Origin of the sequence: Ancylobacter vacuolatus, from assembly GCF_030813595.1 — a bacterium.
GTDB lineage: Bacteria > Pseudomonadota > Alphaproteobacteria > Rhizobiales > Xanthobacteraceae > Ancylobacter > Ancylobacter vacuolatus.
The window spans coordinates 112,593-137,822 of record NZ_JAUSUH010000002.1 but is presented as its reverse complement, the minus strand read 5'-3'; the positions used below and the strand labels follow the sequence as shown (position 1 = coordinate 137,822).

26 protein-coding genes are annotated in these 25,230 nt (G+C 69.5%); 12 read left to right on the top strand and 14 right to left on the bottom strand.

The features are described 5' to 3' along the window. Positions 1-32: 32 nt before the first annotated feature. The 10 genes from J2S76_RS04635 to J2S76_RS04590 form a co-directional block, all read right to left on the bottom strand. On the bottom strand, positions 33-914 hold the full coding sequence (locus J2S76_RS04635; protein WP_018388194.1) for a 3-hydroxybutyryl-CoA dehydrogenase: 882 nt from the start codon (positions 912-914) through the stop codon (positions 33-35). Positions 915-961: 47 nt separating this feature from the next. Further along, positions 962-1,918, bottom strand: coding sequence for an electron transfer flavoprotein subunit alpha/FixB family protein (locus tag J2S76_RS04630; protein ID WP_307057972.1), 957 nt, complete (start codon positions 1,916-1,918; stop codon positions 962-964). A gap of 2 nt (positions 1,919-1,920) precedes the next feature. Then, entirely contained in the window at positions 1,921-2,670 is a 750-nt protein-coding gene (locus tag J2S76_RS04625) for an electron transfer flavoprotein subunit beta/FixA family protein (protein ID WP_307057970.1), read from the bottom strand. A gap of 221 nt (positions 2,671-2,891) precedes the next feature. Beyond that, entirely contained in the window at positions 2,892-3,611 is a 720-nt protein-coding gene (locus J2S76_RS04620; protein ID WP_307057969.1) for a rhomboid family intramembrane serine protease, read from the bottom strand. 88 nt (positions 3,612-3,699) lie between these two features. Continuing rightward, entirely contained in the window at positions 3,700-4,353 is a 654-nt protein-coding gene (locus J2S76_RS04615) for a glutathione S-transferase family protein (RefSeq protein ID WP_307057967.1), read from the bottom strand. A gap of 5 nt (positions 4,354-4,358) precedes the next feature. Continuing rightward, a complete protein-coding gene (locus J2S76_RS04610) occupies positions 4,359-4,964 on the bottom strand; it encodes a cob(I)yrinic acid a,c-diamide adenosyltransferase (RefSeq protein WP_307057965.1) in 606 nt (201 codons plus the stop codon). Positions 4,965-4,974: 10 nt separating this feature from the next. Then, positions 4,975-5,178 carry a twin transmembrane helix small protein gene (locus tag J2S76_RS04605; RefSeq protein WP_131836658.1) on the bottom strand — a complete coding sequence of 68 codons (204 nt, stop codon included), beginning with the start codon at positions 5,176-5,178 and terminating at the stop codon, positions 4,975-4,977. A 45-nt stretch (positions 5,179-5,223) separates the two neighbouring features. After that, positions 5,224-5,700, bottom strand: a complete 477-nt coding sequence (locus J2S76_RS04600; RefSeq protein WP_307057960.1) for a TspO/MBR family protein — start codon at positions 5,698-5,700, stop codon at positions 5,224-5,226. A gap of 269 nt (positions 5,701-5,969) precedes the next feature. Beyond that, complete coding sequence (locus tag J2S76_RS04595; RefSeq protein ID WP_018388186.1) at positions 5,970-6,428, bottom strand: baeRF12 domain-containing protein; 459 nt, start codon at positions 6,426-6,428, stop codon at positions 5,970-5,972. A 114-nt stretch (positions 6,429-6,542) separates the two neighbouring features. Next, positions 6,543-7,376: a YihY/virulence factor BrkB family protein gene (locus tag J2S76_RS04590; protein WP_307057958.1), complete on the bottom strand. Its 834-nt coding sequence runs from the start codon at positions 7,374-7,376 to the stop codon at positions 6,543-6,545. Positions 7,377-7,710: 334 nt separating this feature from the next. Between J2S76_RS04590 and J2S76_RS04585 the strand changes: the two genes are divergently transcribed. Both J2S76_RS04585 and J2S76_RS04580 read left to right on the top strand, forming a co-directional pair. Next, the gene (locus tag J2S76_RS04585; protein WP_307059118.1) at positions 7,711-8,952 is read left to right on the top strand and encodes a glutamate-5-semialdehyde dehydrogenase; all 1,242 of its coding nucleotides are present in this window, start codon (positions 7,711-7,713) and stop codon (positions 8,950-8,952) included. A 198-nt stretch (positions 8,953-9,150) separates the two neighbouring features. Then, positions 9,151-9,717: a nicotinate-nucleotide adenylyltransferase gene (locus J2S76_RS04580; RefSeq protein WP_307059117.1), complete on the top strand. Its 567-nt coding sequence runs from the start codon at positions 9,151-9,153 to the stop codon at positions 9,715-9,717. A gap of 22 nt (positions 9,718-9,739) precedes the next feature. Here the strand turns inward: J2S76_RS04580 and J2S76_RS04575 are convergent, their stop codons facing one another. From J2S76_RS04575 to J2S76_RS04560, 4 genes are all read right to left on the bottom strand, one after another. Then, on the bottom strand, positions 9,740-10,117 hold the full coding sequence (locus J2S76_RS04575) for a response regulator (RefSeq protein WP_307057956.1): 378 nt from the start codon (positions 10,115-10,117) through the stop codon (positions 9,740-9,742). 71 nt (positions 10,118-10,188) lie between these two features. Then, positions 10,189-11,241, bottom strand: a complete 1,053-nt coding sequence (locus J2S76_RS04570) for a sensor histidine kinase (protein ID WP_307057954.1) — start codon at positions 11,239-11,241, stop codon at positions 10,189-10,191. Between the two features lie 182 nt (positions 11,242-11,423). Further along, entirely contained in the window at positions 11,424-12,566 is a 1,143-nt protein-coding gene (locus J2S76_RS04565) for a BMP family ABC transporter substrate-binding protein (RefSeq protein WP_307057953.1), read from the bottom strand. An 87-nt stretch (positions 12,567-12,653) separates the two neighbouring features. Next, positions 12,654-13,040: a hypothetical protein gene (locus J2S76_RS04560; protein WP_307057951.1), complete on the bottom strand. Its 387-nt coding sequence runs from the start codon at positions 13,038-13,040 to the stop codon at positions 12,654-12,656. 339 nt (positions 13,041-13,379) lie between these two features. Between J2S76_RS04560 and J2S76_RS04555 the strand changes: the two genes are divergently transcribed. From J2S76_RS04555 to J2S76_RS04510, 10 genes are all read left to right on the top strand, one after another. Then, positions 13,380-14,858: an MFS transporter gene (locus J2S76_RS04555; RefSeq protein WP_307057949.1), complete on the top strand. Its 1,479-nt coding sequence runs from the start codon at positions 13,380-13,382 to the stop codon at positions 14,856-14,858. 101 nt (positions 14,859-14,959) lie between these two features. Next, positions 14,960-15,373: a ribosome silencing factor gene (gene rsfS, locus J2S76_RS04550; protein WP_018388178.1), complete on the top strand. Its 414-nt coding sequence runs from the start codon at positions 14,960-14,962 to the stop codon at positions 15,371-15,373. A gap of 7 nt (positions 15,374-15,380) precedes the next feature. Next, a complete protein-coding gene (gene rlmH, locus J2S76_RS04545) occupies positions 15,381-15,863 on the top strand; it encodes a 23S rRNA (pseudouridine(1915)-N(3))-methyltransferase RlmH (RefSeq protein WP_307057947.1) in 483 nt (160 codons plus the stop codon). A gap of 124 nt (positions 15,864-15,987) precedes the next feature. After that, positions 15,988-17,256: a murein hydrolase activator EnvC family protein gene (locus J2S76_RS04540; protein ID WP_307057945.1), complete on the top strand. Its 1,269-nt coding sequence runs from the start codon at positions 15,988-15,990 to the stop codon at positions 17,254-17,256. Beyond that, on the top strand, positions 17,253-18,602 hold the full coding sequence (locus J2S76_RS04535; RefSeq protein ID WP_307057943.1) for a S41 family peptidase: 1,350 nt from the start codon (positions 17,253-17,255) through the stop codon (positions 18,600-18,602). Before J2S76_RS04540 ends, J2S76_RS04535 begins: the two co-directional genes overlap by 4 nt. A gap of 145 nt (positions 18,603-18,747) precedes the next feature. Beyond that, entirely contained in the window at positions 18,748-19,176 is a 429-nt protein-coding gene (locus J2S76_RS04530; protein WP_307057940.1) for a hypothetical protein, read from the top strand. 91 nt (positions 19,177-19,267) lie between these two features. Further along, positions 19,268-19,780 carry an RNA pyrophosphohydrolase gene (locus tag J2S76_RS04525; RefSeq protein WP_307057938.1) on the top strand — a complete coding sequence of 171 codons (513 nt, stop codon included), beginning with the start codon at positions 19,268-19,270 and terminating at the stop codon, positions 19,778-19,780. Between the two features lie 123 nt (positions 19,781-19,903). Continuing rightward, positions 19,904-20,662, top strand: coding sequence for a TetR/AcrR family transcriptional regulator (locus tag J2S76_RS04520; protein WP_307057936.1), 759 nt, complete (start codon positions 19,904-19,906; stop codon positions 20,660-20,662). Next, complete coding sequence (locus tag J2S76_RS04515) at positions 20,659-21,921, top strand: efflux RND transporter periplasmic adaptor subunit (protein WP_307057934.1); 1,263 nt, start codon at positions 20,659-20,661, stop codon at positions 21,919-21,921. The genes J2S76_RS04520 and J2S76_RS04515 overlap by 4 nt, the downstream gene beginning before the upstream one ends. Beyond that, on the top strand, positions 21,921-25,121 hold the full coding sequence (locus J2S76_RS04510; RefSeq protein ID WP_307057932.1) for an efflux RND transporter permease subunit: 3,201 nt from the start codon (positions 21,921-21,923) through the stop codon (positions 25,119-25,121). Before J2S76_RS04515 ends, J2S76_RS04510 begins: the two co-directional genes overlap by 1 nt. Positions 25,122-25,230: the final 109 nt, after the last annotated feature.

The window sequence follows — 25,230 nt, the reverse complement described above, 5'->3', positions numbered from 1 at the left end:
GGGCTCTCTCAGCGTGCCGGCGTGCCCCGCCTCTAACGGGTCGGCACCGGCTTTTCGCCGCGATAATCGTAGAAGCCGCGCTGGGTCTTGCGCCCGAGCCAGCCGGCCTCGACATATTTCACCAGCAGCGGGCAGGGACGGTACTTGGAATCGGCCAGCCCCTCATGCAGCACCTGCATGATCGACAGGCAAGTATCCAGCCCGATGAAATCGGCCAGCTGCAGCGGCCCCATCGGGTGGTTGGCCCCGAGCCGCATGGCGGTGTCGATGGCGTCCACCGAGCCGACGCCCTCATAGAGCGTGTAGATCGCCTCGTTGATCATCGGCAGCAGGATGCGGTTGACCATGAAGGCGGGGAAATCCTCCGCCACCGCATAGGTCTTGCCCAGCCGGGTGATGAAGCCCTTGGACAGCTCGAAGGTCTCGTCCTCGGTGGCGATGCCACGCACCAGCTCCACCAGCTGCATCAGCGGCACCGGATTCATGAAGTGAATGCCGATGAAGCGCTCCGGCCGGTCGGTGGAGGCGGCCAGCCGGGTGATGGAGATGGAGGAGGTGTTGGTGGCGAGGATCGCCTCCGGCTTCAGGAACGGGCAGATGGAGGAGAAGATGCGGCGCTTGATCTCTTCCTTTTCCACCGCCGCCTCGATCACGAGGTCGACCTCGGCGAGGTCGGCCGCCTGGTCGGTGCCGTGGATGCGGGACAGCGCCGCCTTCTTCTCGTCCTCGGCATACAGGCCCTTGGAGACCTGCCGGGCCATGTTGCCATTGATGGTGGCGAGGCCGGACTTGATGCGATCCGCCTCAAGGTCGTTCAGCACCACGTCATAGCCGGCGAGTGCGCACACATGCGCGATGCCATTGCCCATCTGGCCGGCGCCGATGATGCCGATGCGCTTGATCTCGAAAGCCATTGCCACGTCCGTTCTGCCCCTGCGGAGGGCGGCAGTATAGTGTCCCGTCAGGCTTTTGCCTTAGCTATTTCAGCCTGCAGCTGCGGCACGATCTCGAACAGGTCGCCGACCAGCCCGTAATCCGCCACCTGGAAGATCGGCGCGTCCTCGTCCTTGTTGATGGCGACGATGACCTTGGAATCCTTCATGCCGGCGAGATGCTGGATGGCGCCTGAAATGCCGAGCGCGACATAGAGGTCGGGCGCCACCACCTTGCCGGTCTGGCCGACCTGCCAGTCATTCGGGGCGTAGCCGGCATCGACCGCCGCGCGCGAGGCGCCCACCGCCGCGCCGAGCGCATCGGCCAGCGGCTCGACAATCGCGTGGAAGTTCTCGGCCGAGCCGAGCGCCCTTCCACCCGAGACGATGATGCGGGCGGCGGCAAGGTCCGGGCGGGCGCTGGCGGCGATTTCCTCGCCGAGGAAGCTGGCGCCGCTCGCGGGCACGGCGTCCTCGAGCGCGCGGATCGGCGCGGCATTGCCCTCGCCGGCCGCAGTGAAGGAGGCGGTGCGGATGGTGAGCACCTTGGTGGCGTCGGTGGCGCGTACCCGCTGGATGGCGTTGCCGGCATAGATCGGCCGGTCGAACGTGTCGGGGGCCACCACGGCGATGACGTCGGAGACCTGCATCACGTCGATCAGCGCGGCGATGCGCGGCATCACGCTCTTGCCGAAGGCGGTGGAGGGGGCAATGAGCGCGCCATAGGCCGGCGCCAGTGCGACGCCGAGCGCGGCCACCGGCTCGGCGAGGCGGTGGGCGAAAGCGGGGCCGTCGGCGAGCAGGACTTCAGTCACGCCGTCGAGCTTGGCGGCGGCCTCAGCGGCAGCGCGGGCGTTCTCGCCGGCCACCAGCACATGCACCGGGGCGCCGAGCGCCAAGGCGGCGGTGAGCGCGCGGGCCGTGACCGGGTTCAGGCTCGCATCGTCATGGTCGGCGAGCAGCAGGGTGGGACGCGTGTCGGCCATGATCAGAGCACTCCCGCCGTCTTGAGATGGCCGACCAGCTCGGCGGCGGAGGCCAGCTTGATGCCGGCGGTGCGGCCCGAGGGCTCGGAGGTGGAGAGGATTTCCAGCCGGGGGGCGAGGTCGACGCCGAGCTCGGCGGCGCTCTTCTCCTCGATCGGCTTCTTCTTCGCCTTCATGATGTTGGGCAGCGAGGCGTAGCGCGGCTCGTTGAGGCGCAGATCGGTGGTCAGCACGGCGGGAAGGGCGAGGCGCAGCGTCTGCAGCCCGCCATCGATCTCGCGGGTGACGTCCACCGTGCCCTCGCCGACAACGACCTTGGAGGCGAAGGTCGCCTGCGGCCAGCCGAGCAGGGCGGCGAGCATCTGGCCGGTCTGGTTGCAATCATCGTCGATCGCCTGCTTGCCGAGGATGACCAGCGACGGCCCCTCGGCCGCAACGAGGGCTTTGAGCAGCTTGGCGACGGTGAGCGGCTCGATGCCGGCTTCCTCGGTCTTCACCCAGATGCCGCGATCGGCGCCCATGGCCAGCGCGGTGCGGATGGTCTCGTCGGTCTTCACCGGGCCGATGGAGACGGCGATCACCTCGGAGGCCTTGCCCGCCTCGCGCAGGCGCAGCGCCTCCTCGACGGCGATCTCGTCGAACGGGTTCATCGACATCTTGATATTGGCCAGCTCGACGCCGGAGCCGTCGGCCTTGACCCGGATCTTGACGTTGTAGTCGACCACCCGCTTCACGGGCACGAGGATCTTCATCACCTGTCTCCCCCGGCAGGGCAGCGACCCCGCCTCTGGCAGCCATCGGCGCCGGCGGCGCCGCCTGCCAGGGCCGCGCGGAAAGCCGGAAGAGGGGGCTTGGGGGCGGGAATCTGGGGGGAGCGGGAGCAGCCGGCGAAAAGCGCCGGCAAACTAGGATTCGGCCCCGGCACTGTCAACGCTCACCCTGACGTGCACAGGAAGCCGTCACACGGACGCGTTCACACCGGTGGGCGTCCGTCCGGCGTGCCGTCGCGCGTCATCACCCAGAGCGGCACGCCCGGCCGGCGCAGGAAGACGATGAGCACCGCGCCGGCGACGAGCCCGGCGACATGCGCCCACCACGCGGTTTCCTCGTCGCCGGACTGGAGCAGGCTCCACAGCTGGAAGCCGATCCACGCCCCCAGCGGCCAGATCGCCGGCACACGCAGCGGCACGCGCAGGAACATCAGCACCCAGATCCGCACATTGGGGTGCAGCATGAGATAGGCGCCGACGAGCCCCGATATCCCCGCCGAAGCGCCGACCAGAGGGGACGCCGAATCAGGCACGGCGAGGGAATGGGCGAGGCCGCCGGCGACGCCGCACAGCACATAGAACAGCAGGAAGCGGCCATGGCCGAGCGCGTCCTCGACATTGTCGCCGAACACCCAGAGGAAGGCCATGTTGCCGGCCAGATGCAGCCAGCCGCCATGCAGGAACATGTAGGTGACGAGGGTCAGCTCGGCCGGCACGCGCACATATTCCTGCGGCAGCACGGCGGCATGGGTGACCACGGCTGGAATGGCGCCGAAGCCGAAGGCGGAGGGAATGTCGAGCTCGGCGCGGTAGCCATGCTGCAGCAGCACGAACACCAGCACATTCACCGCGATCAGCGCCCAGGTGACATAGGCGTGGGTGATGCCCTCCAGCGGATTGTCGTCGTTGAAGGGGATCAGCATGGGGCTACAGCGAATCTCGGAAAGGGTGCGGCGCGCGACGCCCCGGGACAATGCCGCTTCGCGCGCGAAAATGCCACCGCTGCGGCTCTCACGGCGCGGCGAGGCCGAGCTGCGTCAGTGACGGGCGCGCCGCCATGCGGGCCCACCAGGCGGCGAGGCCGGGATGGGCGGCGAGAAGTGCCGCCCCTTCCGGCGCTTGGCGACAATAATCCGCCATCGGCGCGAGATAGAGATCGGCGAGGCTCAGCTCGTTGCCGGCGAGGAACGGCGCCCCGGCCATGAGCGCCTCGATGGCGGCCAGACACAGGCGGGCCTCATTGAGCGCGCCGGCGAGGCGGGCCGCATCGACGCCTTGGCCTTCAGCGGGTTTCTCCACCCGCTCGACATAGACGCCCCAGACCAGCGCCCGATAGGCGTAGGAATCGGCGATGCTGATGATCTGGTTGGCGCGGGCGCGCGCCTGCATTGTGTCGGGCAGCAGGGAAGGGCCGGCGAAGGCCTCGTCGACATAGCGGGTGATGGCGCCGGTCTCGTAGAGACGGAACCCGTCATGCTCAAAGGCCGGAATCCGGCCGAAGGGGTGGCGCTCGCCATAGGCGGGCGGCAGGCCCTCCGCCGCGAAGGGATCGACCGGCACAAGGTCGTGGTCGACGCCCTTCTCCATCAGCGTCAGGCGGACGATGCGGACATAGACGCTGTCCGGCGTGCCGAAGACGCGGGGCCGCGCGGCCGCGTCGTCCAAATCCGTCACTCGCGCCCCGCCGCCGGCACCCAGAGCACGTCGCCCGGCTCGCCTTCCCCCGCCGCGCGGGCATTGGCGAGGCGGCTCATGACGAAGAGCAGGTCGGAGAGGCGGTTGAGATATTTCACCGCTTCCGGGGTGACGAATTCGCCCAGCGTGGCGGAAAGCTCCACCGCCATGCGCTCGGCGCGCCGGCAGACGGTGCGGGCGACATGCAGATGCGCCGCCGCCGGGGTGCCGGCCGGCAGCACGAAGGAGCGCAGCGGCTTGAGATTGGCATTGAGCGTGTCGATGTCGCGCTCCAGCTTGTCGACCTGCCCGGCGACGATGCGCAGCGGGGTGTAGCCGAGATCCTCGCCGGTTTCCGGCGTGGCGAGGTCGGCGCCGAGGTCGAACAGGTCGTTCTGGATGCGGGCCAGCATCGCCTCCATGTCGGCCAGCGCCGGGTCCGCGCCGGTGTGCAGCCGGGCGACGCCGATCACCGCATTGGTCTCGTCCACCGTGCCATAGGCGGCGACGCGCAGATCATATTTCGGCCGCCGCTCGCCGGTGCCGAGCGCGGTGGTGCCATCGTCGCCGGTGCGGGTGTAGATGCGGTTGAGGACGACCATGGAAACCCTCTCAGCCCTGGTTCATCAGGATGATGGTGAGCAGCACGAAGCACAGCGCCACCGCCTGCAGCAGCACGCGCCACTGCATCAGCTTCTGCGAGCGCTCCGGCGGGCCGCCGCGCGCCATGTTGGCGAGGCCGAGCACCAGCACCAGCGCCACCGAGCCGAGGGCGATGGGCAGGACGATGAATTTGGCGATGGTGACAAGGTCCATCAGGGTCTCCGGCGGTGCCCATCGGAACGCTGGATGGGCGAACGCTCAGTTGAGCACGACAATGGCAGCGTTCAGCGTGGTGGCATAGGACACCCAGGCGAGATAGGGAACCAGCAGCCCCGCGGCGATACGGTCGATCCGCAGGCACGCCCAGATCGTGGCGGCGATGGCGAGCCACAGCGCCACCACCACGACCAGCGCCGCGCCCGGCGCCTCCAGCCCGAAGAACACCGGCGACCAGATGGCGTTGAGCGCCAGCTGCGCCAGCCACAGGCCGATGGCCAGCCGGCGGGCGGGCGAGGGCGCGTGCAATTGCCACAGCCGCCAGAGCGCCACCGCCATCAGCACATAGAGCGTGGTCCAGGCGATGGGGAAGGCGGCCGGCGGCGGGGTCCAGGACGGCTTCACCAGCCCGGCATACCAGGTGGGAATCTGCGGCGTGGTGACCAGCGAGCCGAGCGCCCCGACGCCAAGACAGAGGCCGACCGCGACGACGAGACGGAAGAAGGAGAGGGTTTTCATCAGGGCACCTTCAGGGCTCGTGGACCCGCTTTTTCACGCAGGCGGCAGGCGGGCGGCAGGCAGGCGGCAGGCAGGCGGCAGGCAGGCGGCAGGCAGGAGATCAGCGTCGCAGGGCAATACGGGCGGGACGCGCATCGGTTCACCGGCACGGCCGCGCTGATCGCTTCGACGCAAAACCCCGCCGCCGGAGGGCCGGCGGCGGGGAGAAGGTAATCTTCTTTTTCGCTGCGGGGAAACCGGCGGCGGAGCGCCGGGCGATGGGCGCCGGCTCAGGCGGCCAGATGCTTCTCGATCTCGTGGATCGGCAGCTTGACCATGTCGCGGTCCACCTCGGCGGCAAGGATGTCCTGCACGCCCTTGGACAGATGCGGGCGCAGCGCGCCGAGCGAGCGCGGGGCGGCGACGATGACCAGCGACTTCACCTCGCCCGCCGTCACGGCGGCATCGAGACGGGCGGCGAGCTGGCGCATGAAGGCGCGCTCGCCCTCTTCCTGCCAGTCGGTCGGCTCCACCGAGGAGCGCGCCGAGCCCACCGACTGGTGCACCCGGCCGGGCTGGTCGGTGCCCTGCTCGCGGGTGGGCGGGTTGTCCTGCTCATGCACCTCATGAGACCGCAAATTGGGGAAGAGGGCGTCGCCCTTGTTGCACAGGATCAGCGCCTTGCGCCCGTCGCAGACGACGACCCACGCGCCTTCCTCGATTTTCATCTTGTCGTAGCTGGTGCTCATGCGAGCCTCCTTGCCATCTCGAACCCAATACGCCATTGGGCGCCCGGAACGCGCCCGGGCGCCTTGACCAAGGTCAAGCGATGGGAGAGCGGAGAGGTTCCCGGACAGATCGCCCTAGAGGCGCCCTTCGCGGGCACGGCGGATCGCGGCGTTGAGTTCGCCGCCATACACGAAGATCGAGGCGGTGGTGTAGAGGAAGACCAGCGCGATCATCACCGAGGCGAGGCCGGCATAGGTGGTGACATAATTGCCGGCGAATTCGGCGAGGTAGCGGCCGAAGGCGGCGCCGGCGGCGAGCCACAGGCCGAGCGTCACCAATATGCCCGGCGCCACGTCGGCCAGCGAGCGCCGCCCCGCTGGCAGCCACATATGCGCCACCACAAGCGCCACGATCAGGATCGCCGAGGTCGCGGCATAGCGCAGGAAGGTAATGACCCAGCCGAACGGCTCCAGCGCCGGCACATAGCGCACGGCGGCGAGCCAGAGCACCGGGCCGAGCACGACGAGGAAGGACAGCGCCAGCAGGCCGGCGGCGCCGACCACGACATAGCCGATCGACTCGAGGCGCAGCCAGTACCAGGAGCGCGCCTCGCGCATGCCATAGGCGCGGTTGAGGCCGATGCGCAGGCTTTCAATGCCGTTGGAGGAGAAGTAGATCGCCAGCACCACACCGATGGTCAGCACATCGGTGCGGACCTGGGTCAGCACGTTGCGGATTTCGCGGCCGATCGGGTCGGCCACCTGGGCCGGCCACGCCTCCAGCATCAGCTGCACCGTCTCCTCGGCGAGGTTCTTGAAATCGAAGAACGCCGCCAGCGCGGTGACGAAGATGAGGAAGGGAAACAGCGACATCAGCGCGGAAAGCGCGATGTGGCTGGCAATCGCCCAGCCATCATCCTCGACGAAGCGCCAAAAGGCGTCCCAGGCAATGTCGAAGGCGCGAAACAAGGGCGGCCGTCTCCTCGCGGATGCGCCTCAGCGGGCGGGCATGTGGGCGTGACATCGGATGCCCGGGGCCAAATGGCAAGTCGCAAATGCGATTCACCCCGGCGCGCACTGGTAAAGAGCGCGGCACCCGCGATTTCGCTTTGGTGCCCGAAGGGCTGCCTGTGCTAGACAGGGCGCCCGCTTTCACCACCCCGACCAATCTGCCCCGACCAAAATGATGGGTGACGTCATGACCGCCTCCTCCGCCCTGCGCAACGCTTCCGCCACCGAGACCGCTCTCGGCGCGCCGGCGCCGCGTGTGCAGGGGACGCTGCCGGAGGATGTGCACGCGGTGATGGCCGACATCGGCACCCGCGCCCGCGCCGCCGCCCGCGCGCTGGCGCTCGCCCCGGCGCCGGTGAAACAGGCCGGGCTGATGGCCGCCGCCCGCGCCATCCGGGCCCACGCCCCCGCCATCCTGGCCGCCAATGAGGACGACCTCGCCGCCGCCCGCGCGGCCGGCATGAGCGCGGCGCTGCAGGACCGGCTGGTGCTGAACGAGGCGCGGCTGGAGGCCATCGCCGGCGCGGTGGAGGAGATCGCCGCGCTGCCCGACCCGGTGGGGCAGGTGACGGAAAGCTGGGAGCGGCCGAACGGGCTGCGGCTGGAGCGCGTGCGCACCCCGCTCGGCGTCATCGGCGTGATCTATGAGAGCCGGCCCAATGTGACGGCGGATGCCGGCAGCCTGTGCCTGAAGGCCGGCAATGCGGTGATCCTGCGCGGCGGCTCGGACAGTTTCCATTCCTCGCGCGCCATCCATGCCGCGATGGTGGAGGGGCTGTTGAGCGCCGGCCTGCCCGCCGACGCGATCCAGCTGGTGCCCACCCGCGACCGCGCGGCGGTGGGCGAGCTGCTCGCCGGGCTCGGCGGCAACCTCGACGTGATCGTGCCGCGCGGGGGGAAAAGCCTCGTCGCCCGGGTGCAGGCGGAGGCGCGGGTGCCGGTCTTCGCCCATCTGGAAGGGCTGGTGCACATCTATGTCGACAAGGGCGCCGACCTCGGCAAGGCGCTCTCCATCGTGAAGAACGCCAAGCTGCGCCGCACCAGCGTGTGCGGGGCGGCGGAGACGCTGCTGGTGGACCGGGCGGACGCTTCCCGCCTGCTGGCGCCGCTCGTCACCATGCTGCTCGATGAGGGCTGCGCGGTGCGCGGCGACGCCGCCACCCAGGCGGCGGATGCGCGGGTGAGCGCGGCAACGGAAGAGGACTGGCGCACCGAATATCTCGACGCCGTGATCTCGGTGAAGCTGGTGGACGGTGTGGGTGCGGCCATCGACCATATCGCGACCTATGGCTCGCACCACACCGACGCCATCCTGACCGAGGATGCCGATGTGGCCGAGCGGTTCCTGAGTGAGGTCGATTCCGCCATCGTGGTGCACAACGCCTCGACCCAGTTCGCCGATGGCGGCGAGTTCGGCTTCGGCGGCGAGATCGGCATCGCCACGGGGCGCATGCACGCGCGTGGTCCCGTCGGCGCCGAGCAGCTGACTTCGTTCAAATACCGCGTGCGCGGCACCGGCCAGATCCGGCCGTAACATGCCCGCGTTGACCTGCCGCGCTGTTGCTCCCTCTGCCCGCCGGGGAGAGGGTCGGGGTGAGGGGGCGTTGGGGCCGGGATGACGGAACGCCCCTTCCCCTCACCCGGCGCGTTCCGCGCCGACCTCTCCCCGGCAGGGAGAGGTGACGTTGTCCCGTTGCCGTCGCTTGCCCGCATCCCGCCGCTCGCGCCGGGCATGCGGATCGGGCTCTATGGCGGCAGCTTCAACCCGGCGCATGAGGCGCACCGCGCCGCCAGCCTGCTGGCGCTGAAAAAGCTGCGGCTCGACCGGGTGTGGTGGCTGGTGACGCCCGGCAACCCCTTGAAGGACAACCGCGCGCTGCCCCCTCTTGCCGAGCGGCTGGCGCAGGCGCGCGCGGTGGCGGACCACCCGGCGCTGCTGCCCACCGGGCTGGAGGCCGGGCTCGGCACCCGTTACAGCCATGACACGGTGGCGGCGTTGGTGCGGCGCTATCCCGCGGTGCATTTCGTCTGGCTGATGGGGGCGGACAACCTCGCCGCCTTCCACCGCTGGCAGCACTGGCGCGACATCGCGGCGCTGGTGCCCTTCGCCGTGATCGACCGGCCCGGCTGCACCTTCCCCGCCATGGCGAGCCCGGCGGCCACCGCGCTCGCCCGCTGGCGGGTGCCGGAGAACGAGGCGGCCGGGCTCGCCACCATGCGCCCGCCGGCCTGGGTGTTCCTGCACGGGCTGAAATCGCCGCTGTCCTCGACACGGATCCGGCAGGCGGGCGAGGGGTGAGCGCGCGGCCTGAGCGCCGCGATCAGTGGGCTTCCTCGGCCAGCAGCCGGCCGATCGCGTCGGCGATGGCATGGCCGTCATAGGGTTTTGGGAAGAACTGGCTTCCCAAGGGCAGGCTACCCTCCTCCAGGATCGCCTTGCCGGAGGCCACGACCAGCTTCACCGGCGGCCAGCGGTCGCGGATGTAGTGGGAGAGCTTGATGCCGTCCATGGTGCCGGGCATCTGCACATCGGTGAAGACGAGGTCGATGTCGTTGCGCGACTCAAGAAGGCGGATGGCCTCATCGGCGCAGTCCGCTTCGAGCGCCACATAGCCGGCCGATTCCATGAGATCGACGGCACTCATCCGGATGATCGGGCTGTCCTCGACGATGAGGACGACGGATTTGCCGTTAAGCATCACGCACTCGGTTCACGTGAGCCGAGGACGTCGTCGGCTGAGGGAGGGGCATGTCGCCGGGCACGGCAGGGCTACTCCGCTGCGGGGCGGCTGGCGGGGCGGCGGGCGCCGGCCCGGTGGCGGATGGTGATGACCGTGCCGGGATGGGCGTCGCTCACCTCGATCTCGCCGTCGAGATTGCGCGCCAGTGCATCGACAATGCCGGTGCCGAGGCCGGGCTTCGGCGCCGCCTCGCCGGTCGGCAGGCCGACGCCGTCATCGGACACGCACAGCGTCCAGTCCTTGCCGGCGGAGTGAAAGTCGATCCCGATCCGGCCCTGTGCCTGATCGGGGAAGGCGTGCTTGAGCGCATTGATGACGAGTTCGGTGACGATGAGGCCGAGGCTGATCGACACATCCGCCTCCACGCTGCTCTCATCCACCGTCACCGCGATGGAGAGCCGCGCCGGATCGGCGATCATCGAGGCGCCGAGGCTTTCGCTCAGCTGGGTGAAATAGGTGCGCAGCTCGACCTTCCCCGCCTTGGCGGAGGAGAGCTGGCGCTGCACCGAGGCGATGGACATTACCCGGTGATGGGCGTTTTGCAGGTGGCCGCGCGCTTCCTCCGACTGCACGCCGCGCGCGCTCTGCATCAGCACGCTGGCGATGATCTGCAGGCTGTTGGCCACGCGGTGCTGGACCTCCTGGATCAGGATGGCCTTTTCCCGCACCAGATCGTCCTTCAGCCGCGCCTCGGCGCGCATGTCGGTGACATCGGTGACGGCCATCAGCAGCCGGACCCGCGCGCTGTCGCCATCGTCCAGCGTGCGCGCATTGACGATGAGCCGCCGCGTCTCGCGCTCGGGCCGTTCAAGATCGATCTCATAGGCCTCGATGCGGGCGCTTCCCGAGGCGGTGGTCCGCAGCAGCGAGGCAAGCCCGGGCAGCGCCCATTCGCCCGCACCCAGCTCGGCGAGCGGGCGGCCGGGAATCGTCGCCGGCTCGATCTCGAAGGCGCGGCAGAACGAGGTGCTCGCCGCGATGACGCGCTGGTCCGCGCTGAGAAACAGCAGCGGCTCGTTGGACGAGACGACGACGGCGATGGTGCTCGCCGCCTCGAAATGCGCAATCGGTTCGTCTGACACGGCGTGGCCCTCAAGGGCCGAAAACCCGCGGAGCGAGCCATCATTCGGCGGGAACGCCGTCAAAGGCCGTTGCCGACCTGACGTTCTGGCAGACCCTAGCACACAAATGGTGAGAACCCGCATGAGTTGAGCGTGTGGGCGATAGGTAAGAACCCTGAGTGGCAGGCTGAGCGGCCCGACGCTCAGGGAATGGTGCCGATGACACCCTGGAGGAGATAGTCGGTGCGCTGCAGCTCATCGGCATAAGGGCCATAGCGCGTGCCCGCCCCCAGCACCTGCCGGCCCTTATTGTCGAAGAGCGGGCCGGTGAAGATTGGCGCGCCGCGCGTCATCGCCGCGATGGCGCCCTCTGCCGCCGCGATCGCCGGCGCGGTCGCACCGGCGCCGAAGGGGCTGGAGCGGACGAGACCGGTGTCATAGCCGCCCACAGTGAATTTCGGCAGCGCCGCGCCGCGCACGACAGCCTGCGCGAAGCCCGCGAACAGGCCGGCCCAGTGGTAATCCGCGCCGGTGATGTAGCCCTTGGGCGCCAGCGGGTTCTGGTCGAAGGCGTGGCCGCAGGTTTTCACCCCGCGCGCCTCCGCCGTCTCGATGGCGACTTTCGGCGCGTCGAGATGGCAGGTGATGACGTCGCAGCCGGCATCAACCAGCGCATTGGTGGCGGCCGCGTCATGCGCCTCGTCCTCCCAGCCGCCGGTGAACAGCACCCGCACGACGGCCTTCGGGTTGCTGGCGCGGGCGCCGAGCAGGAAGGAATTCACATTGAGCAGCACCGGGGCGAAGGGCAGGCCGGCGACGAAGCCGAGCGTGTTGCTGCGCGTGCACAGGCCGGCGGCGACGCCGTTGACATAATGCCCCTGGTTGATCAGCGCGTTCTGGCTGCCGAGATTGGCCGGGGTGGCGTCATTGGCCAGCGCCGAGGCCTGGCGGAACATGACCTGCGGGCGGCGCAGCGCCGCCGCCACCAGGAACGGGTCATGGCCGAAGGAGGTGGAGATCACCAGCCGCGCGCCCTGCGCCACCAGCGCGTCGAGCGCCGCCGCATAGGCGCGGGTTTCGGCATCGTCCCGGCCGCTGTCATAGTCGGTGCTCTCGGGGAGATAGCCGGCCTCAACCACCGTGACGCCGGCGGCCTCGAGCGCCGCGCCGGCGGCGGCGAAGGACTGGTTCCACCCCCAATCCTGCCAGGGGCCGATGGCGATGAGCCCGACGGTGAGCGCCTGCGCCCGCGCGCCGCGCGGGACAAAGGGTGCGACGGGCGCAAGGACCGCCCCGGCGAGGGCCAGACCTTTCAGCAGATGGCGGCGGGTGGGCAGGCCTTGCATGGGGCGCATCCGGGGAGGGGCGGCTCTAGGGTCTTGTTTTTACGCCTTTCTTCACGCGAACCGGAATCCGCTTCGCTCGAAAACGCTCTAGGGCTTGGGGTGCAGCGGCCGGCAGTTCAGCGCCACAATCTTCATCGTGCGGCCGGCCTTGCCGTCGCAGCCGAGGCGGATGGTGTTGGTGAAGGGCGGATCGAGGAAATACTCGAAATCATCGGGATCGTCGTGCTCGATCAGCCGGTAGAGCTTGTAGGGGTTGCCGTCGCAGATGAGCTGCTCGCTGTCGACGAACAAGGCGGCGGGGAGCACCAGCACATGCTCCACCTCCGGATTGGCCGCGCACCATTTTCGCGCCAGCTCGCCATTGTCCCGCGCCTCAATGATGAGCGCGTCGGGGTCGAAGGCGACGGTCTGGGCGAGGGCCGGGAATGGGGCGAGGGCGGCGAGGGCCACTCCCAGCGCGGCGAGACGATTCATCCTGGCGATCCTCTCGGCGGGCGGAAAACCCCCAAAGATATGTGCGCCAACTTGGCCCCCGAGGCCAGCGATAGAATCACGCGGCGGGCGATGGAGCGGGAGGGGGGAGCGCCGTGCCGGTGGGACCTTTCCTGCTATGGGGAGGCCGGCGCGCGGGCGGCGCGGCCCAGGCTGGCCTGGGTTTCTTCCACGGGTTGAATACGCCGGTGGTGTCGGCAGGATTCGAGAAGGGGGGAGCCGCCTGGCTACCCGGGAGGCTGGCGCCGCTTCTCTGGTCAACAAACCAGACCCATGCCAGACTGTACCCCGTTCTTCCTCCCTGTCGACGCTGTGCTTTTTATGGTCCTGCCCCTGAACCGGCTTCTCATTGAGCCGGCACCGCTTGCCTGGCTTGAGCGGCAATCCTGGCACAGCTGGCTCGTCGTCGCCCTCGTCTGCGTCGGTGCCTTTGTCGGGCAGCTGGACGCCACCATCGTCCAGCTGGCCTTGCCCGCGATCGGCCGGGCGTTCGATGCGCCGCTGCAAGATGTCAGCTGGGTCGCGCTGTCCTATTTGCTCGCCTTTGCCTCCTTCCTGCCGGTGTTCGGCCGGCTGTGCGAGAGCTATGGGCGCAAGAGCCTCTATTTAGCCGGCTACACCTTGTTCATCGTGGCGAGCGCGCTCTGCGCCCTGGCGGACAGCTTCAGTGAACTGCTCGCCTTCCGCTTTCTGCAGGGCATGGGCGGCGCGCTGCTCGGCGCCAACAGCATCGCGATTCTGGTGCGGGCGATTCCCGAGGCGCAGCGCGGCCGAGCGCTCGGCTATTTCGCGGCGGCGCAGGCCGTGGGCATGAGCGCCGGGCCGGCTTTGGGCGGCTTCATCGTCGACGGGCTGGGGTGGCGCTGGATCTTCGGCATCACCGTGCCGTTCGGGGCGATCGCCATTCTCGTCGGCTGGCTGGCCCTGCCGCGCTCCACCGATACCGGGGGCAAGGGCACGTTCGACTGGGGTGGGGCGCTGATGATCGGCCCGGCCCTGATCCTGCTGGTCGGCACGCTCAACCATGTGTCGAGCTGGGGCCTCGCCGCGCCGCTCACCCTTGGCAGCCTCGCGCTGGCGGCCTTCCTGCTGTGGCAGCTGGTGCGCCGCGAGCGCCGCACCGCCTCGCCGCTGATCGATCCCCGCCTGTTCGCCAGCGCGGCGTTCCGCTGGGGCGCACTGGCGGTGGTGCTCGGCTATGGGCTGCTCTATGGCGTGTTCTTCCTCATGTCGTTCGGGCTGGCGCATGGCTATGGCGAAAGCGCCGCCGAGGCCGGGCTGCGGCTGGCGCTTGTGCCTGTCGCGCTCGGCCTGACCGCGCCGTTCAGCCACGAGATCCGCAGCTTCCTCGGCGCCCGCCGGATCGGCGTCGCCGGGATGGCGGTGTGCCTGGCGGGCCTCGTCATTCTCTGGCTGACCTTCGGCCTGTCGCCCTGGCACCACTGGTTCGACACGCTGTCCTTTGTGCTCATCGGCATCGGGCTCGGCCTGTTCGTGGCGCCCAACAGCGCGGTGACCATCGCCGCCGCCCCCGCCGGGCTCGCCGGGGCAGCCGGTTCGCTGCTGAACCTGATGCGCGTGCTCGGCACCAGCCTCGGCGTCGCGGCCGGGGCGACCGCGCTGGCCTGGCGGCTTGGCGCCGAGACCGGGAGCGGGGCGCAGGGGCTGGGAGCGGACGGCGCGAGCCTGCTCGCGGCGGTGCGGACCGCGCTGCCGCTGCTGGCGGCGATGGCAGTGCTCGCCGCCGTCGCGGCCCGGGCGGCGGCGGCCCCGCCCGCGAGATCTCCACCCCCCGGTTGAAGATCGCGCTCATCCGCACTATCCTAAGGGGGCATGCACGGAGCGGGAGGTCCGCCCGTGGCGATGCGGTTTCGACGAGAGGATCAGGACCCCTGTCCATCATGGCGCTTGCAGCGGCCGACAACAGCCCGGCGACTGCACCTGTCTCTGACGCGCGTTTAGACGCCGAGGAGATTCTTGCCCTCGTTCTCGCCCGTCTCGATGATGACCAGGCCGAGGACGTCGTCTCCATCGAACTGCGCGGCAAGACGACCATCGCCGATTACATGGTCGTCGCCTCCGGTCGCGCCCAGCGCCATGTCGGCGCCATTGCCGAGCACCTCGTCGAGGCGCTCAAGGCACATGGCGTCAAGGGCGTGCGGGTCGAAGGCTTCCCGGCCTGCGACTGGGTGCTGATCGATGCGAGCGATGTCATCGTCCACGTCTTCCAGCCGGAAGTGCGCGGGTTCTACAATATCGAGAAGATGTGGTCGGCTGCCGTCCCCGGCGGCCCGGCGACCCTGACGCGCGGCTGAGCGCGTCTTGCGTCTGCTCGTTCTTGCTGTGGGCCGGCTGAAGGCCGGGCCCGAGAGGGAATTGTGCGCGCGCTATTTTGATCGCGCCGGCAAGGGCGGGCGCGCGCTCGGGCTTTCCGGCCCGGATGTGAGCGAGATCAGCGAAAGCGCCGCCCGCCGCGCCGAGGACCGCATGACCGAGGAGGGGACCGCCCTCCTCGCGGCGCTGCCCGAGGCCGGGGCGGTGATAGTGCTTGACCCGCGCGGGGTCGAGATGAGCTCCGAGCAGATCGCCGCCGACATCGCCGCCCTGCGCGACCGTGGCGCGCGCACGCTCGCCTTCATCATCGGCGGGGCGGATGGTTTGAGCGATCCGGTGCGCGCCCGCGCCGACCGGCTCATCGCCTTCGGCCGCGCCACCTTTCCCCACCAGCTCGTTCGCGTCATGATGGCCGAGCAGATCTACCGCGCCACCACCATTCTCGCAGGCCACCCCTACCATAAGGCCTGAGGGCGATGGCGGGGCGCTAACCTCACCTTAACCCTGCCGGCCCCTCCCTGTGCCGATGCCCGCGCGCCGCACCGCTTCGCCCCCCTGCCGCCGGCCGCCCCGCCGGGCGGTGGCGTGCGCCTGCGTGCTGCTGGCGGGGCTCCTTGCGGCGCCCGCGCTGGCGCAGGCGCCCGCTGAACCGGGGGCTGGTCAGGACCAGCAGCAGCGAATCGAGCGGCTCGATGCCGAGCTGAAGGATTCCACCGCCGTCCAGAAGCGCCTCGCCACCGAGATGGCGGCGCTGGAGGGCGACCGCGCCAAGCTGAACGAGGCGCTGCTCGACACCGCGATCCGGGTGCGCGAGACCGAGGCCAAGCTCGACGCCAGCGAACAGCGCCTGCTGCTGCTGAACCGCGAGGCGGCCGACATCAAGGAATCGCTCGACGCCCGCCGCGCCGTGCTGGCCGAGGTGCTGGGCGGGCTGGTGCGGCTCGGCCGCCGTCCGCCCCCCGCGCTGATGGTGCGCCCGGACGACGCGCTGCAGTCGATCCGCTCCGCCATGATGCTCGGCGCGGTGCTGCCGGAACTGAAGGCGGAGACCGATCTGCTCGCCAGCGAGCTCGCCGCGCAGGAACGTGTGCGCCAGGACACCGCCCGCGAACGCGACGCTCTCGCAGAATTGAAACGCGCGCTGGCCGATGAGCGCGCCCGCACCGCCGCTCTGATCGAGGAGAAGAAGAACTCGCTGCAGCAGGGCGAGGCGGCGCTGACCGAGGAGAAGACCCGCGCCGCGGCGCTGGCGGCCGAGGCGGGCAATGTGCGCGAGCTGATGGAGCGGATGGAGACCGAGATTTCCGCCACCCGCAAGGCGGCGCAGGACGCGGCGCAAAGCCAGGCGCAGCAAGGCGCCGGGGTGGCCCCGGCGGACCGGCTGGCGGCGCTGCAGAACCCCGGCCGGCTGGCGCCCGGCGTGCCGTTCGAGGAGGCGAAAGGCCTGCTGAAACTGCCGGTCGGCGGCGCGGTGCTGAAGGCTTTCGGTGCCGATGACGGCTATGGCGGGCAGGAAAAGGGCATGTCCATGGGCACCCGCATCGAGGCCCAGGTGGCCTCCCCCAGCGATGGCTGGGTGGTGTATGCCGGGCCTTTCCGCTCATATGGACAACTGTTAATTATCAATGCTGGTGGCGGTTATCATATCCTGCTTGCCGGAATGGATAAGATCACGGTGGAATTGGGTCAGTTCGTGCTGTCCGGCGAGCCGGTGGGAGTGATGGGGCGCGGTCCCCAGCTCGTGTCGTCGGTCGGCCTTGGAACCGCCCAACCCATTCTCTACGTCGAGTTCCGCAAGGATGGTAACTCGATCGATCCAACGCCATGGTGGGCGACGAGCGAAAGCGAGAAGGTACGCGGATGATGCGTAGGACGTCTGTATTTCTCTTCGGTGCGGCGGCCGGCGCCTTGATCGCGGTCGGTGCCACTCAGCCTCGGCTGCTGCTTGAGCCCACGGCGGCGATGGCGGCGGCCTCGGACACGTACCGCCAGCTGAACCTGTTCGGCGACGTCTTCGAGCGCGTGCGCGCCGATTATGTCGAGAAGCCGGAAGATTCGAAGCTGGTGGAAGCCGCGATCAACGGCATGCTCACCTCGCTCGACCCGCACTCGACCTATATGGACGCGAAGGATTTTCGCGACATGCAGGTGCAGACCCGCGGCCAGTTCGGCGGGCTCGGCATCGAGGTGACGATGGAGGACGGCCTGGTCAAGGTCGTCGCCCCGATCGACGAGACCCCGGCGGCCAAGGCCGGCGTGCAGGCCGGCGACCTCATCGCCAAGCTCGACGGCGAAGAGGTGAAGGGCATGACCCTGAACCAGGCCGTCGACAAGATGCGCGGCGCCGTCAACACGCCGATCAAGCTGACCATCGTCCGCAAGGGCGCGGACAAGCCGATCGAACTGTCGATCACCCGTGACATCATCAACATCAAGTCGGTGCGCTCGCGGGTCGAGAACGGCGATGTCGGCTATATCCGCATCACCTCGTTCAGCGAACAGACCGGCGAGGGGCTGAAGAAGGCGGTGGCCGACCTCACCCAGCAGATCGGCGAGGACAAGCTCAAGGGCTTCATCATCGACCTGCGCAACAATCCGGGCGGGCTGCTCGACCAGGCGATCGACGTCTCCGACACCTTCCTCGACCGTGGCGAGATCGTCTCCACCCGTGGCCGCGACCCCGAGCAGACCGAGCGCCGCAACGCCCGGCCGGGCGACCTCGCCAAGGGCAAGCCGATCATCGTGCTGGTCAATGGCGGCTCGGCCTCGGCGTCGGAAATCGTCGCCGGCGCGCTGCAGGACCACAAGCGCGCCACGGTGCTGGGCTCGCTCTCCTTCGGCAAGGGCTCGGTGCAGACCGTGATCCCGGTGTCCGGCAATGCCGCGATCAAGCTGACCACGGCGCGCTACTACACGCCGTCGGGCCGCTCGATCCAGGCCAAGGGCATCCAGCCCGATATCGAGCTGGTGCAGGACGTGCCGCAGGACGTGAAGGAAAAGGCCGAGGCGGCCGGCGTCGAGACCACGCGCGGCGAGGCCTCGCTCAAGGGCCATCTGAAGAATGGCGAGGACGAGCAGACCGGCTCTCCGGCCTATGTGCCGCCGGACCCGAAGGACGACACCCAGCTCAAGCTGGCGATCGACCTGATCGAGGGCGTGCAGAAGAACGCCGCCTACCCGGCCGACCCCAAGGCCTCCGTGCCGAACTGACGTGCTGCCGCTGGCCTCCGGCCGGCCTATCCGAGACCCGCGAGGCCCGCCTTCACCCGAGGCGGGCCTCGTCTTTTTTGCCCTGCCGCGCCGAATGCCCGATTTTGCCCCGATCCCGCCTTGGTCGGCGGCGACAAAGGCAGTCATGAACAGCGCGTCCCCTCTCCGCATGCTTTCCTCGCCTCCGTCGGAACATGCGTCCGCCGGCGAAGGCCTGCCGGGCCGCGATGCCGGGCGCGACCACGCGCGGCACTGCGTGGCGGTCGGGGTGTTCGGCTTCACCATCCTGTCGGCGATCAGCGTCGGGGTGGCGGCCTATGTGTTCCGGGCCGGCGAGCCGGCCGCACCGCCCAGCGCGCCCTTCGCGCTGGAGGCGGACGGCTTCCCCACCATGGGCGTCGCCGCCGACATGCCGACGCTGCGCGCGCCTCTGGCCGGCGATGACGGCGTCAGCATCACCGTGTTCGACGGCGCGACCGGACGCAGCCAGGTGATGGCGCGTCCCGGGTCGCTCGACACCGCCACGGCGGCGCCTTTCGCCGGCGCGGAGAGTGAGACGGCGTTAACCCCGTGACCAAGCGGCCCGGCGCGGCCCCTACGCGCCGCCCGGCTCCTCGCCTATATACCGCCCGTACGTGCGTTCCAGGCTCCTGCGGGGTGGCTTCATGATTCCCTTCGACCAGCTTCCCTATCGCCCCTGCGTCGGGGTGGTGCTCGTCAACCGCGACGGTCTCGTCTTTCTCGGCGAGCGCCGGGGCGGGCCCGAGCAGGTGGACGCGCAGCATTCCTGGCAGATGCCGCAGGGCGGCATTGACGAGGGCGAGAGCCCGGAAGAGGCGGCGCTGCGCGAGCTTTACGAGGAGACCAACGTCTCCTCGGTGGCGCCGCTCGCCATGGCCTCGGAATGGTTCGCCTATGATTTGCCGGAGCCGCTGGCGCGGCAGGCCTGGAAAGGGCGCTTTCGCGGGCAGACGCAGAAATGGATCGCCCTGCGCTTTACCGGCACGGATGACGAGATCGACGTCCTGCATCCGGGCGGGGGGAAGCACAAGCCGGAATTCGTCGCCTGGCGCTGGGAGCGGCTGGAGCGCACGCCGGGTCTGATCGTCCCGTTCAAGCGCCCGGTCTATGAGCGGGTGGCGCGCGAATTCCAGCCGGTGGTGGCGCCGGCGCAATAGTCGCCGGGCCGGCGACGGTGCTTTCGGTGCCGCTTGCCTGATGCGAACGAACGTTCGTTCTTGACACGATTTCCATGCATGTCTAAATGCGAACGAACGTTCGCTCCCAGTAATGGAAGGTGCATGAACACCCACGCTCCCCGTCTCCCCGTGGCCGATCACGGCGCCAAGCCGAGTGCTCCAGCCGGTGCCAAGGCTGGCATTCAAGCTGGTGCAAAGCCCGCCGGCCGCCCGGATTCCGCCGCCGCGCGGAACGCCGCGCCGGTGGAGAAGCTGCGCCGCGACCCGCGCCGGCGGGTGCTGGACGCGGCCATTGCCTGCTTCACCCGCGCCGGCTTCCACGGCACCTCGATGCAGCAGATCTGCACCGAAGCCGGGATGAGCCCGGGCGCGCTCTACCGCTATTTCCCTTCCAAGGAATCGATCATCGTCGCCATTGTCGACGAGGAGCGGGCGGTGCGCATGAGCTGCCTGGAACTGCTGGACACCGCGCCGGGCTTCGTCGAGGGGCTGGCCCGCATGGGCCAGGCACTGTTTTCCGGCGAGACGCCGATGGTGACGCTGGCGCTCGGGCCGGAAATCTATGCCGAAGCGGCGCGCAACTCGGCGCTGAAGCCGACCTTCGACGCGGTCGAGGATGAAATGAACGCGGCGATCCGCGCCCATCTCGTCGCCGCCCAGGCGCGCGGCGAGATCGACCCCTCGCTCGACCCCGACGTCGTGATGGTGATGATCAATGCCATCGGCGACGGGCTGGTGCTGCGCCAGAGCTTCGAGCCCGACCTTTCGCTCGTCCAGATGATGCCGGCGCTGGCCGGCCTGATCGGCCGCATGCTGGCGCCCGCTGCGGCGCCGACCCTTTCACCGGACCGCACATCATGACCGTCAAGCCGGCCTCCTTTCGCGGGCGTATCGCGCTCGCCCTCACCATGACCGCCGTGGTCGTCGGCCTTGCCGGCTATGCCTTCCGGGACCGGATCGCCGCCGGGCTGAGCCTTTCCGAGCCGGCCCAGGCCGAGGTGGCCACCCCGGCGCCGAACGAGGTCAAGGGCATCACCATCTCCGTGGTGCCCGCCACCGTGCGCGAGGTGGTGGAGCGGCTGCCCGTCACCGGCACGCTGGTGGCGCGGGAGGAGATCATGGTCGGCCCGCAGATCGACGGCTACCAGATCACCGACATCCTGGTGGAGGAAGGCGACCGGGTCGAGCAGGGCCAGGTGATGGCGCGCCTCTCGCGCGACATGCTGGAGACGCTGCTCGCCCAGAACACCGCCAATGCCGCCAAGGCGCAGGCCGCCATCGCCCAGCAGAAGGCGCAGCTGCAGCAGATGCTGGCGCAGCTGACCGAGGCGGATGCCGCCGTCGAGCGCGCCCGCACCCTGATCAAGACCGGCGCCACCTCGCAGGAGGTGCTGGACCAGCGCGAGCGCGCGGTGAAGGTGTCCACCGCCCAGGTGACGGCGGCGGAGGAAATGGTGACGGCCGCCGAGGCCGAAGCGGCCCAGATCAAGGCCACGCGCGACGAGATCGAGGTGCGGCTCGCCCGCACCGAGATCACCGCGCCGCAGGCCGGCATCGTCTCGGCCCGCTCGGCCCGCGTCGGCGCCATTGTGCTCTCGGCCAATAGCGAGCCGCTGTTCCGCATCGTCAAGGACGGCGCCATCGATCTCGACGCCGAAGTGCCGGAATCGGCGCTGCCGCGGGTGGTGCCGGGCCTCAAGGTCGCGGTGCTGCCGGCCGGCTTCGACACGCCGCTGGATGGCACGGTGCGCCTGGTCGGCGCCAAGGTCGATGTCGCCACCCGCCTCGCCCGTGTCGCGGTGGCGCTGCCGGAAGACCCGCGCCTGCGCCCGGGCGCCTATGGCAGGGGCGTGATCGAGATCGCCCGCCACCAGGGCGTGGCGCTGCCGCAATCGGCGGTGCAGTTCGCCGCCGATGGGATTTTCGTGCTCGTGGTCGAGGGTGACACGGTGCGCCGCCGGCCGGTGAAGATCGGACTGCAGGGCGACGGCGTGGTCGAGATCACCGACGGGGTGCGCGAGGGCGAGAGCGTCGTCGCCCGCGCCGGCGGCTTCCTGCGCGATGGCGACCGGGTGACCCCGGTGCCGCTGGCCGCCGACCCGGCCAAGGGAGGCGTGTAATGGCTCTCAACGTCTCCGCCTGGGCGATCCGCAAGCCGGTGCCCTCGATCGTGCTGTTCGTGGTGCTGACCGCGATCGGCCTCTACACCTTCGACCGGCTGCCGATCACCCGCATGCCGAATATCGACGTGCCGATCGTCTCCGTCGCCATCACCCAGCCCGGCGCCGCGCCGAGCGAGCTTGAGTCGCAGGTGACCAAGATCGTCGAGACCTCGATCGCCGGCGTTCAGGGGGTGAAGCACATCTCCTCCACCATTACCGAGGGTTCCTCCCTCACCGTGGTCGAGTTCCAGCTGGAGACACAGGTCGACCGCGCCGTGAATGATGTGCGCGACGCGGTGACCAAAGTCCGCACCGATTTGCCGCAGGATATCGAGGAACCGCTGGTCCAGCGCGTCGATGTCGAAGGCATGGCCATCGTCACCTATGCCGCCTCCGCCCCGGCGATGACGCCGGAGGAACTGTCCTGGTTCGTCGACGACACGCTGGTGCGGGCGCTGCAGGGCGTGCGCGGCGTCGCCCAGGTGAAGCGCGAGGGCGGCGTCGAGCGCGAGATCCGCATCTCGCTCGACCCCGACAAGCTGGCGGCGCTCGGCGTGACGGCGGCGGATGTGAACCGCCAGCTCGCCGCCACCAATGTCGACCTCGCCGGCGGGCGCGGTGAAATCGGCACCCAGGAGCAATCCGTCCGCACGCTCGGCGGCGCCACCACGGTGGCCGGTCTCGCCGAGACCCGCATCGCCCTGCCGGCGAGCGGGGGCGGGGCCTCGCGCCATGTGCGCCTGGCCGATCTCGGCACCGTCACCGACGGGGCGGCCGAGCCGCGCATCTTCGCCCGGCTCGACGGCATGCCTGTCGTGGCCTTCGGCGTCTACCGCGCCAAGGGCTTTTCCGACGTGGTGGTGGCCGAGAGCACGGCGCAGGCGCTGCGCGACCTGGAGAGGCGCCATCCCGACGTCTCGATCACGCTGATCGATTCGACGGTGAAATACACCGAGGCGGACTATACCTCCGCCATGCACACGCTGATCGAGGGCGCGGTGCTGGCGGTGATCGTCGTCATGCTGTTCCTGCGCGACTGGCGCGCCACCATCATCACCGCGACGGCGATTCCGCTCTCCATCCTGCCCACCTTCTGGGTGATGGACATGCTCGGCTTCTCGCTGAACGGGGTGAGCCTGCTCGCGGTGACGCTGGTCACCGGCATTCTGGTCGACGACGCCATCGTCGAGATCGAGAACATCGTGCGCCATATGCGGATGGGCAAATCCGCCTATCGCGCCGCTATCGACGCCGCCGACGAGATCGGCCTCGCCGTGGTGGCGACCACGCTGACCATCGTCGCGGTGTTCCTGCCGGTCAGCTTCATGGGCGGCATCGCCGGCCAGTATTTCCGCCAGTTCGGCATCACGGTGGCGGTGGCGGTGCTGTTCTCGCTGCTGGTGGCGCGGCTGCTGACGCCGATGCTCGCGGCCTATTTCATGCGCGATCTCGGCCATCGCGAAAAGCCCGATGGCTGGCTGAAGCGCGCCTATGTCGCGCTGCTGCACCGCTCGATCCGCTACCGGTTTCTGACGGTGGCGGCGGGTATCGTGCTGTTCATCGGCTCGATGTGGCTCTCGACCCTGCTGCCCTCCGGCTTCATTCCCAATGCCGATGTGTCGCGCTCGGTGCTGGCGCTGGAGCTGCCGCCGGGGGCGACGCTGGAATCCACCCGCGAGGCGGTGGACGAGATCGCCGTCCTGCTGAAGGCGCAGCCCGAAGTGGCCAGCGTCTTCGCCACCGCCGGCTCGGGCTCGGCCGGGGAGGGGGTCAGCAGTGGCGGCGAGGTCCGCAAGGCGACGATCATCGTCAATCTGGTGCCGCGCGCCGAGCGCGCGGCGACGCAGAAAGAGTTCGAGATGCGCCTGCGCGAGGAGATCGCGCGCATTCCCGACCTGCGCTTCAATTTCGGCGCCTCGGGCGGTGCCGGTCCCGGCGGGCGCGAATTCACCGTCATTCTCTCCGGCTCGGACGGCGCGCTGGTGGAGGCCAAGGCGCTGGAGCTGGAACGCGAGATCCGCGAGAAGGTGAAGGGGCTCTCCAACGTCCAGACCTCGGCGGCGCTGGAGCGGCCGGAACTGCGCGTGGTGCCCAAGCTGGCGGAAGCGGCGGAAATGGGCGTGTCGGTGGCCGATATCGCCCAGACGGTGCGGATCGCCACGCTGGGCGACGTGTCGCAGAACCTCGCCAAATTCTCCGCCGGCGACCGGCAGATCCCGATCCGGGTGCAGCTCGACGAGAAGGCGCGCGCCGACCTCTCCACCTTCGAGACGCTGAAGGTGCGCACGGCGGCCGGCGCGTCGGTGCCGCTGCTCTCGGTGGCCGACATCTCCTTCGGCACCGGCCCTTCCAGCCTCAACCGCTATGACCGCGCCCGCCGGGTCGCCATCGAGGCGGACCTTGCCGGCGAGACGCAGCTCGGCGAGGCACTGGCGGAGGTCTATGCCCTGCCGGGTGCGAAGAGCCTGCCGGCCAGCGTGGTGCTGAAGGAAACCGGCGACGCCGAGATCATGGCCGAGGTGTTTGGCGGCTTTGCCACCGCCATGGCCGCCGGCGTGATGATGGTGCTGGCGGTGCTGGTGCTGCTGTTCGCCAATGTGCTGCAGCCCATCACCATCCTGATCGCCCTGCCGCTGTCGGTGGGCGGCGCCTTCATCGCGCTGCTCGTCACCCACAACGCCATGACGCTGCCGGTCGTGATCGGCTTCCTGATGCTGATGGGCATCGTGACCAAGAACACCATCCTGCTGGTCGATTTCGCCATTGAGGCGGTGCATGCCGGTGTCGACCGCACCACGGCGCTGATCGACGCCGGCCGCAAGCGCGCGCAGCCCATCGTCATGACCACCATCGCCATGGTGGCGGGGATGATGCCGTCGGCGCTGGGGCTGGGCGAGGGCGGCACGTTCCGCGCGCCGATGGCGATCGCCGTGATCGGCGGGCTCATCGCCTCCACCGTGCTCTCGCTGGTGTTCGTGCCGGCGGTGTTCACGCTGATGGACGATCTCGGCCGGCTGATGGCGCGGATCTTCGGCCGCTTCATCGGCGCCCGCGACGAGGAGGACGCACACCACGCCGACCCGGTGGTGCGCCCGGGGCTGCACGCGGTCGATGCCGGCCCGCACTCGACGCCGCGCCCGCCGATGGCGGCGGAGTGAGGTGGCGCCGTGTGCCAGCCGGCAGGACGTCGTGGATGCCCGGGCCAGGCCCGGGGATGACGGTGATCGCCTTGTCCGCGCCTTGAGGCCCAAACAACGTCATGGCCGG

Coding starts and splice junctions, on each gene's coding strand:
- J2S76_RS04575 (WP_307057956.1), bottom strand. CDS start 10,117: ATGCTTAACGGCAAATCCGTCGTCCTCATCGTCGAGGACAGCCCGATC.
- rsfS (WP_018388178.1), top strand. CDS start 14,960: ATGGCGCTTGCAGCGGCCGACAACAGCCCGGCGACTGCACCTGTCTCT.
- J2S76_RS04605 (WP_131836658.1), bottom strand. CDS start 5,178: ATGGACCTTGTCACCATCGCCAAATTCATCGTCCTGCCCATCGCCCTC.
- J2S76_RS04620 (WP_307057969.1), bottom strand. CDS start 3,611: ATGCTGATCCCCTTCAACGACGACAATCCGCTGGAGGGCATCACCCAC.
- J2S76_RS04580 (WP_307059117.1), top strand. CDS start 9,151: ATGCGGATCGGGCTCTATGGCGGCAGCTTCAACCCGGCGCATGAGGCG.
- J2S76_RS04535 (WP_307057943.1), top strand. CDS start 17,253: ATGATGCGTAGGACGTCTGTATTTCTCTTCGGTGCGGCGGCCGGCGCC.
- J2S76_RS04625 (WP_307057970.1), bottom strand. CDS start 2,670: ATGAAGATCCTCGTGCCCGTGAAGCGGGTGGTCGACTACAACGTCAAG.
- J2S76_RS04555 (WP_307057949.1), top strand. CDS start 13,380: ATGGTCCTGCCCCTGAACCGGCTTCTCATTGAGCCGGCACCGCTTGCC.
- J2S76_RS04585 (WP_307059118.1), top strand. CDS start 7,711: ATGGCCGACATCGGCACCCGCGCCCGCGCCGCCGCCCGCGCGCTGGCG.
- J2S76_RS04635 (WP_018388194.1), bottom strand. CDS start 914: ATGGCTTTCGAGATCAAGCGCATCGGCATCATCGGCGCCGGCCAGATG.
- J2S76_RS04630 (WP_307057972.1), bottom strand. CDS start 1,918: ATGGCCGACACGCGTCCCACCCTGCTGCTCGCCGACCATGACGATGCG.
- J2S76_RS04565 (WP_307057953.1), bottom strand. CDS start 12,566: ATGCAAGGCCTGCCCACCCGCCGCCATCTGCTGAAAGGTCTGGCCCTC.
- J2S76_RS04525 (WP_307057938.1), top strand. CDS start 19,268: ATGATTCCCTTCGACCAGCTTCCCTATCGCCCCTGCGTCGGGGTGGTG.
- J2S76_RS04520 (WP_307057936.1), top strand. CDS start 19,904: ATGAACACCCACGCTCCCCGTCTCCCCGTGGCCGATCACGGCGCCAAG.
- J2S76_RS04560 (WP_307057951.1), bottom strand. CDS start 13,040: ATGAATCGTCTCGCCGCGCTGGGAGTGGCCCTCGCCGCCCTCGCCCCA.
- J2S76_RS04595 (WP_018388186.1), bottom strand. CDS start 6,428: ATGAGCACCAGCTACGACAAGATGAAAATCGAGGAAGGCGCGTGGGTC.
- J2S76_RS04515 (WP_307057934.1), top strand. CDS start 20,659: ATGACCGTCAAGCCGGCCTCCTTTCGCGGGCGTATCGCGCTCGCCCTC.
- J2S76_RS04510 (WP_307057932.1), top strand. CDS start 21,921: ATGGCTCTCAACGTCTCCGCCTGGGCGATCCGCAAGCCGGTGCCCTCG.
- J2S76_RS04530 (WP_307057940.1), top strand. CDS start 18,748: ATGAACAGCGCGTCCCCTCTCCGCATGCTTTCCTCGCCTCCGTCGGAA.
- J2S76_RS04610 (WP_307057965.1), bottom strand. CDS start 4,964: ATGGTCGTCCTCAACCGCATCTACACCCGCACCGGCGACGATGGCACC.
- J2S76_RS04600 (WP_307057960.1), bottom strand. CDS start 5,700: ATGAAAACCCTCTCCTTCTTCCGTCTCGTCGTCGCGGTCGGCCTCTGT.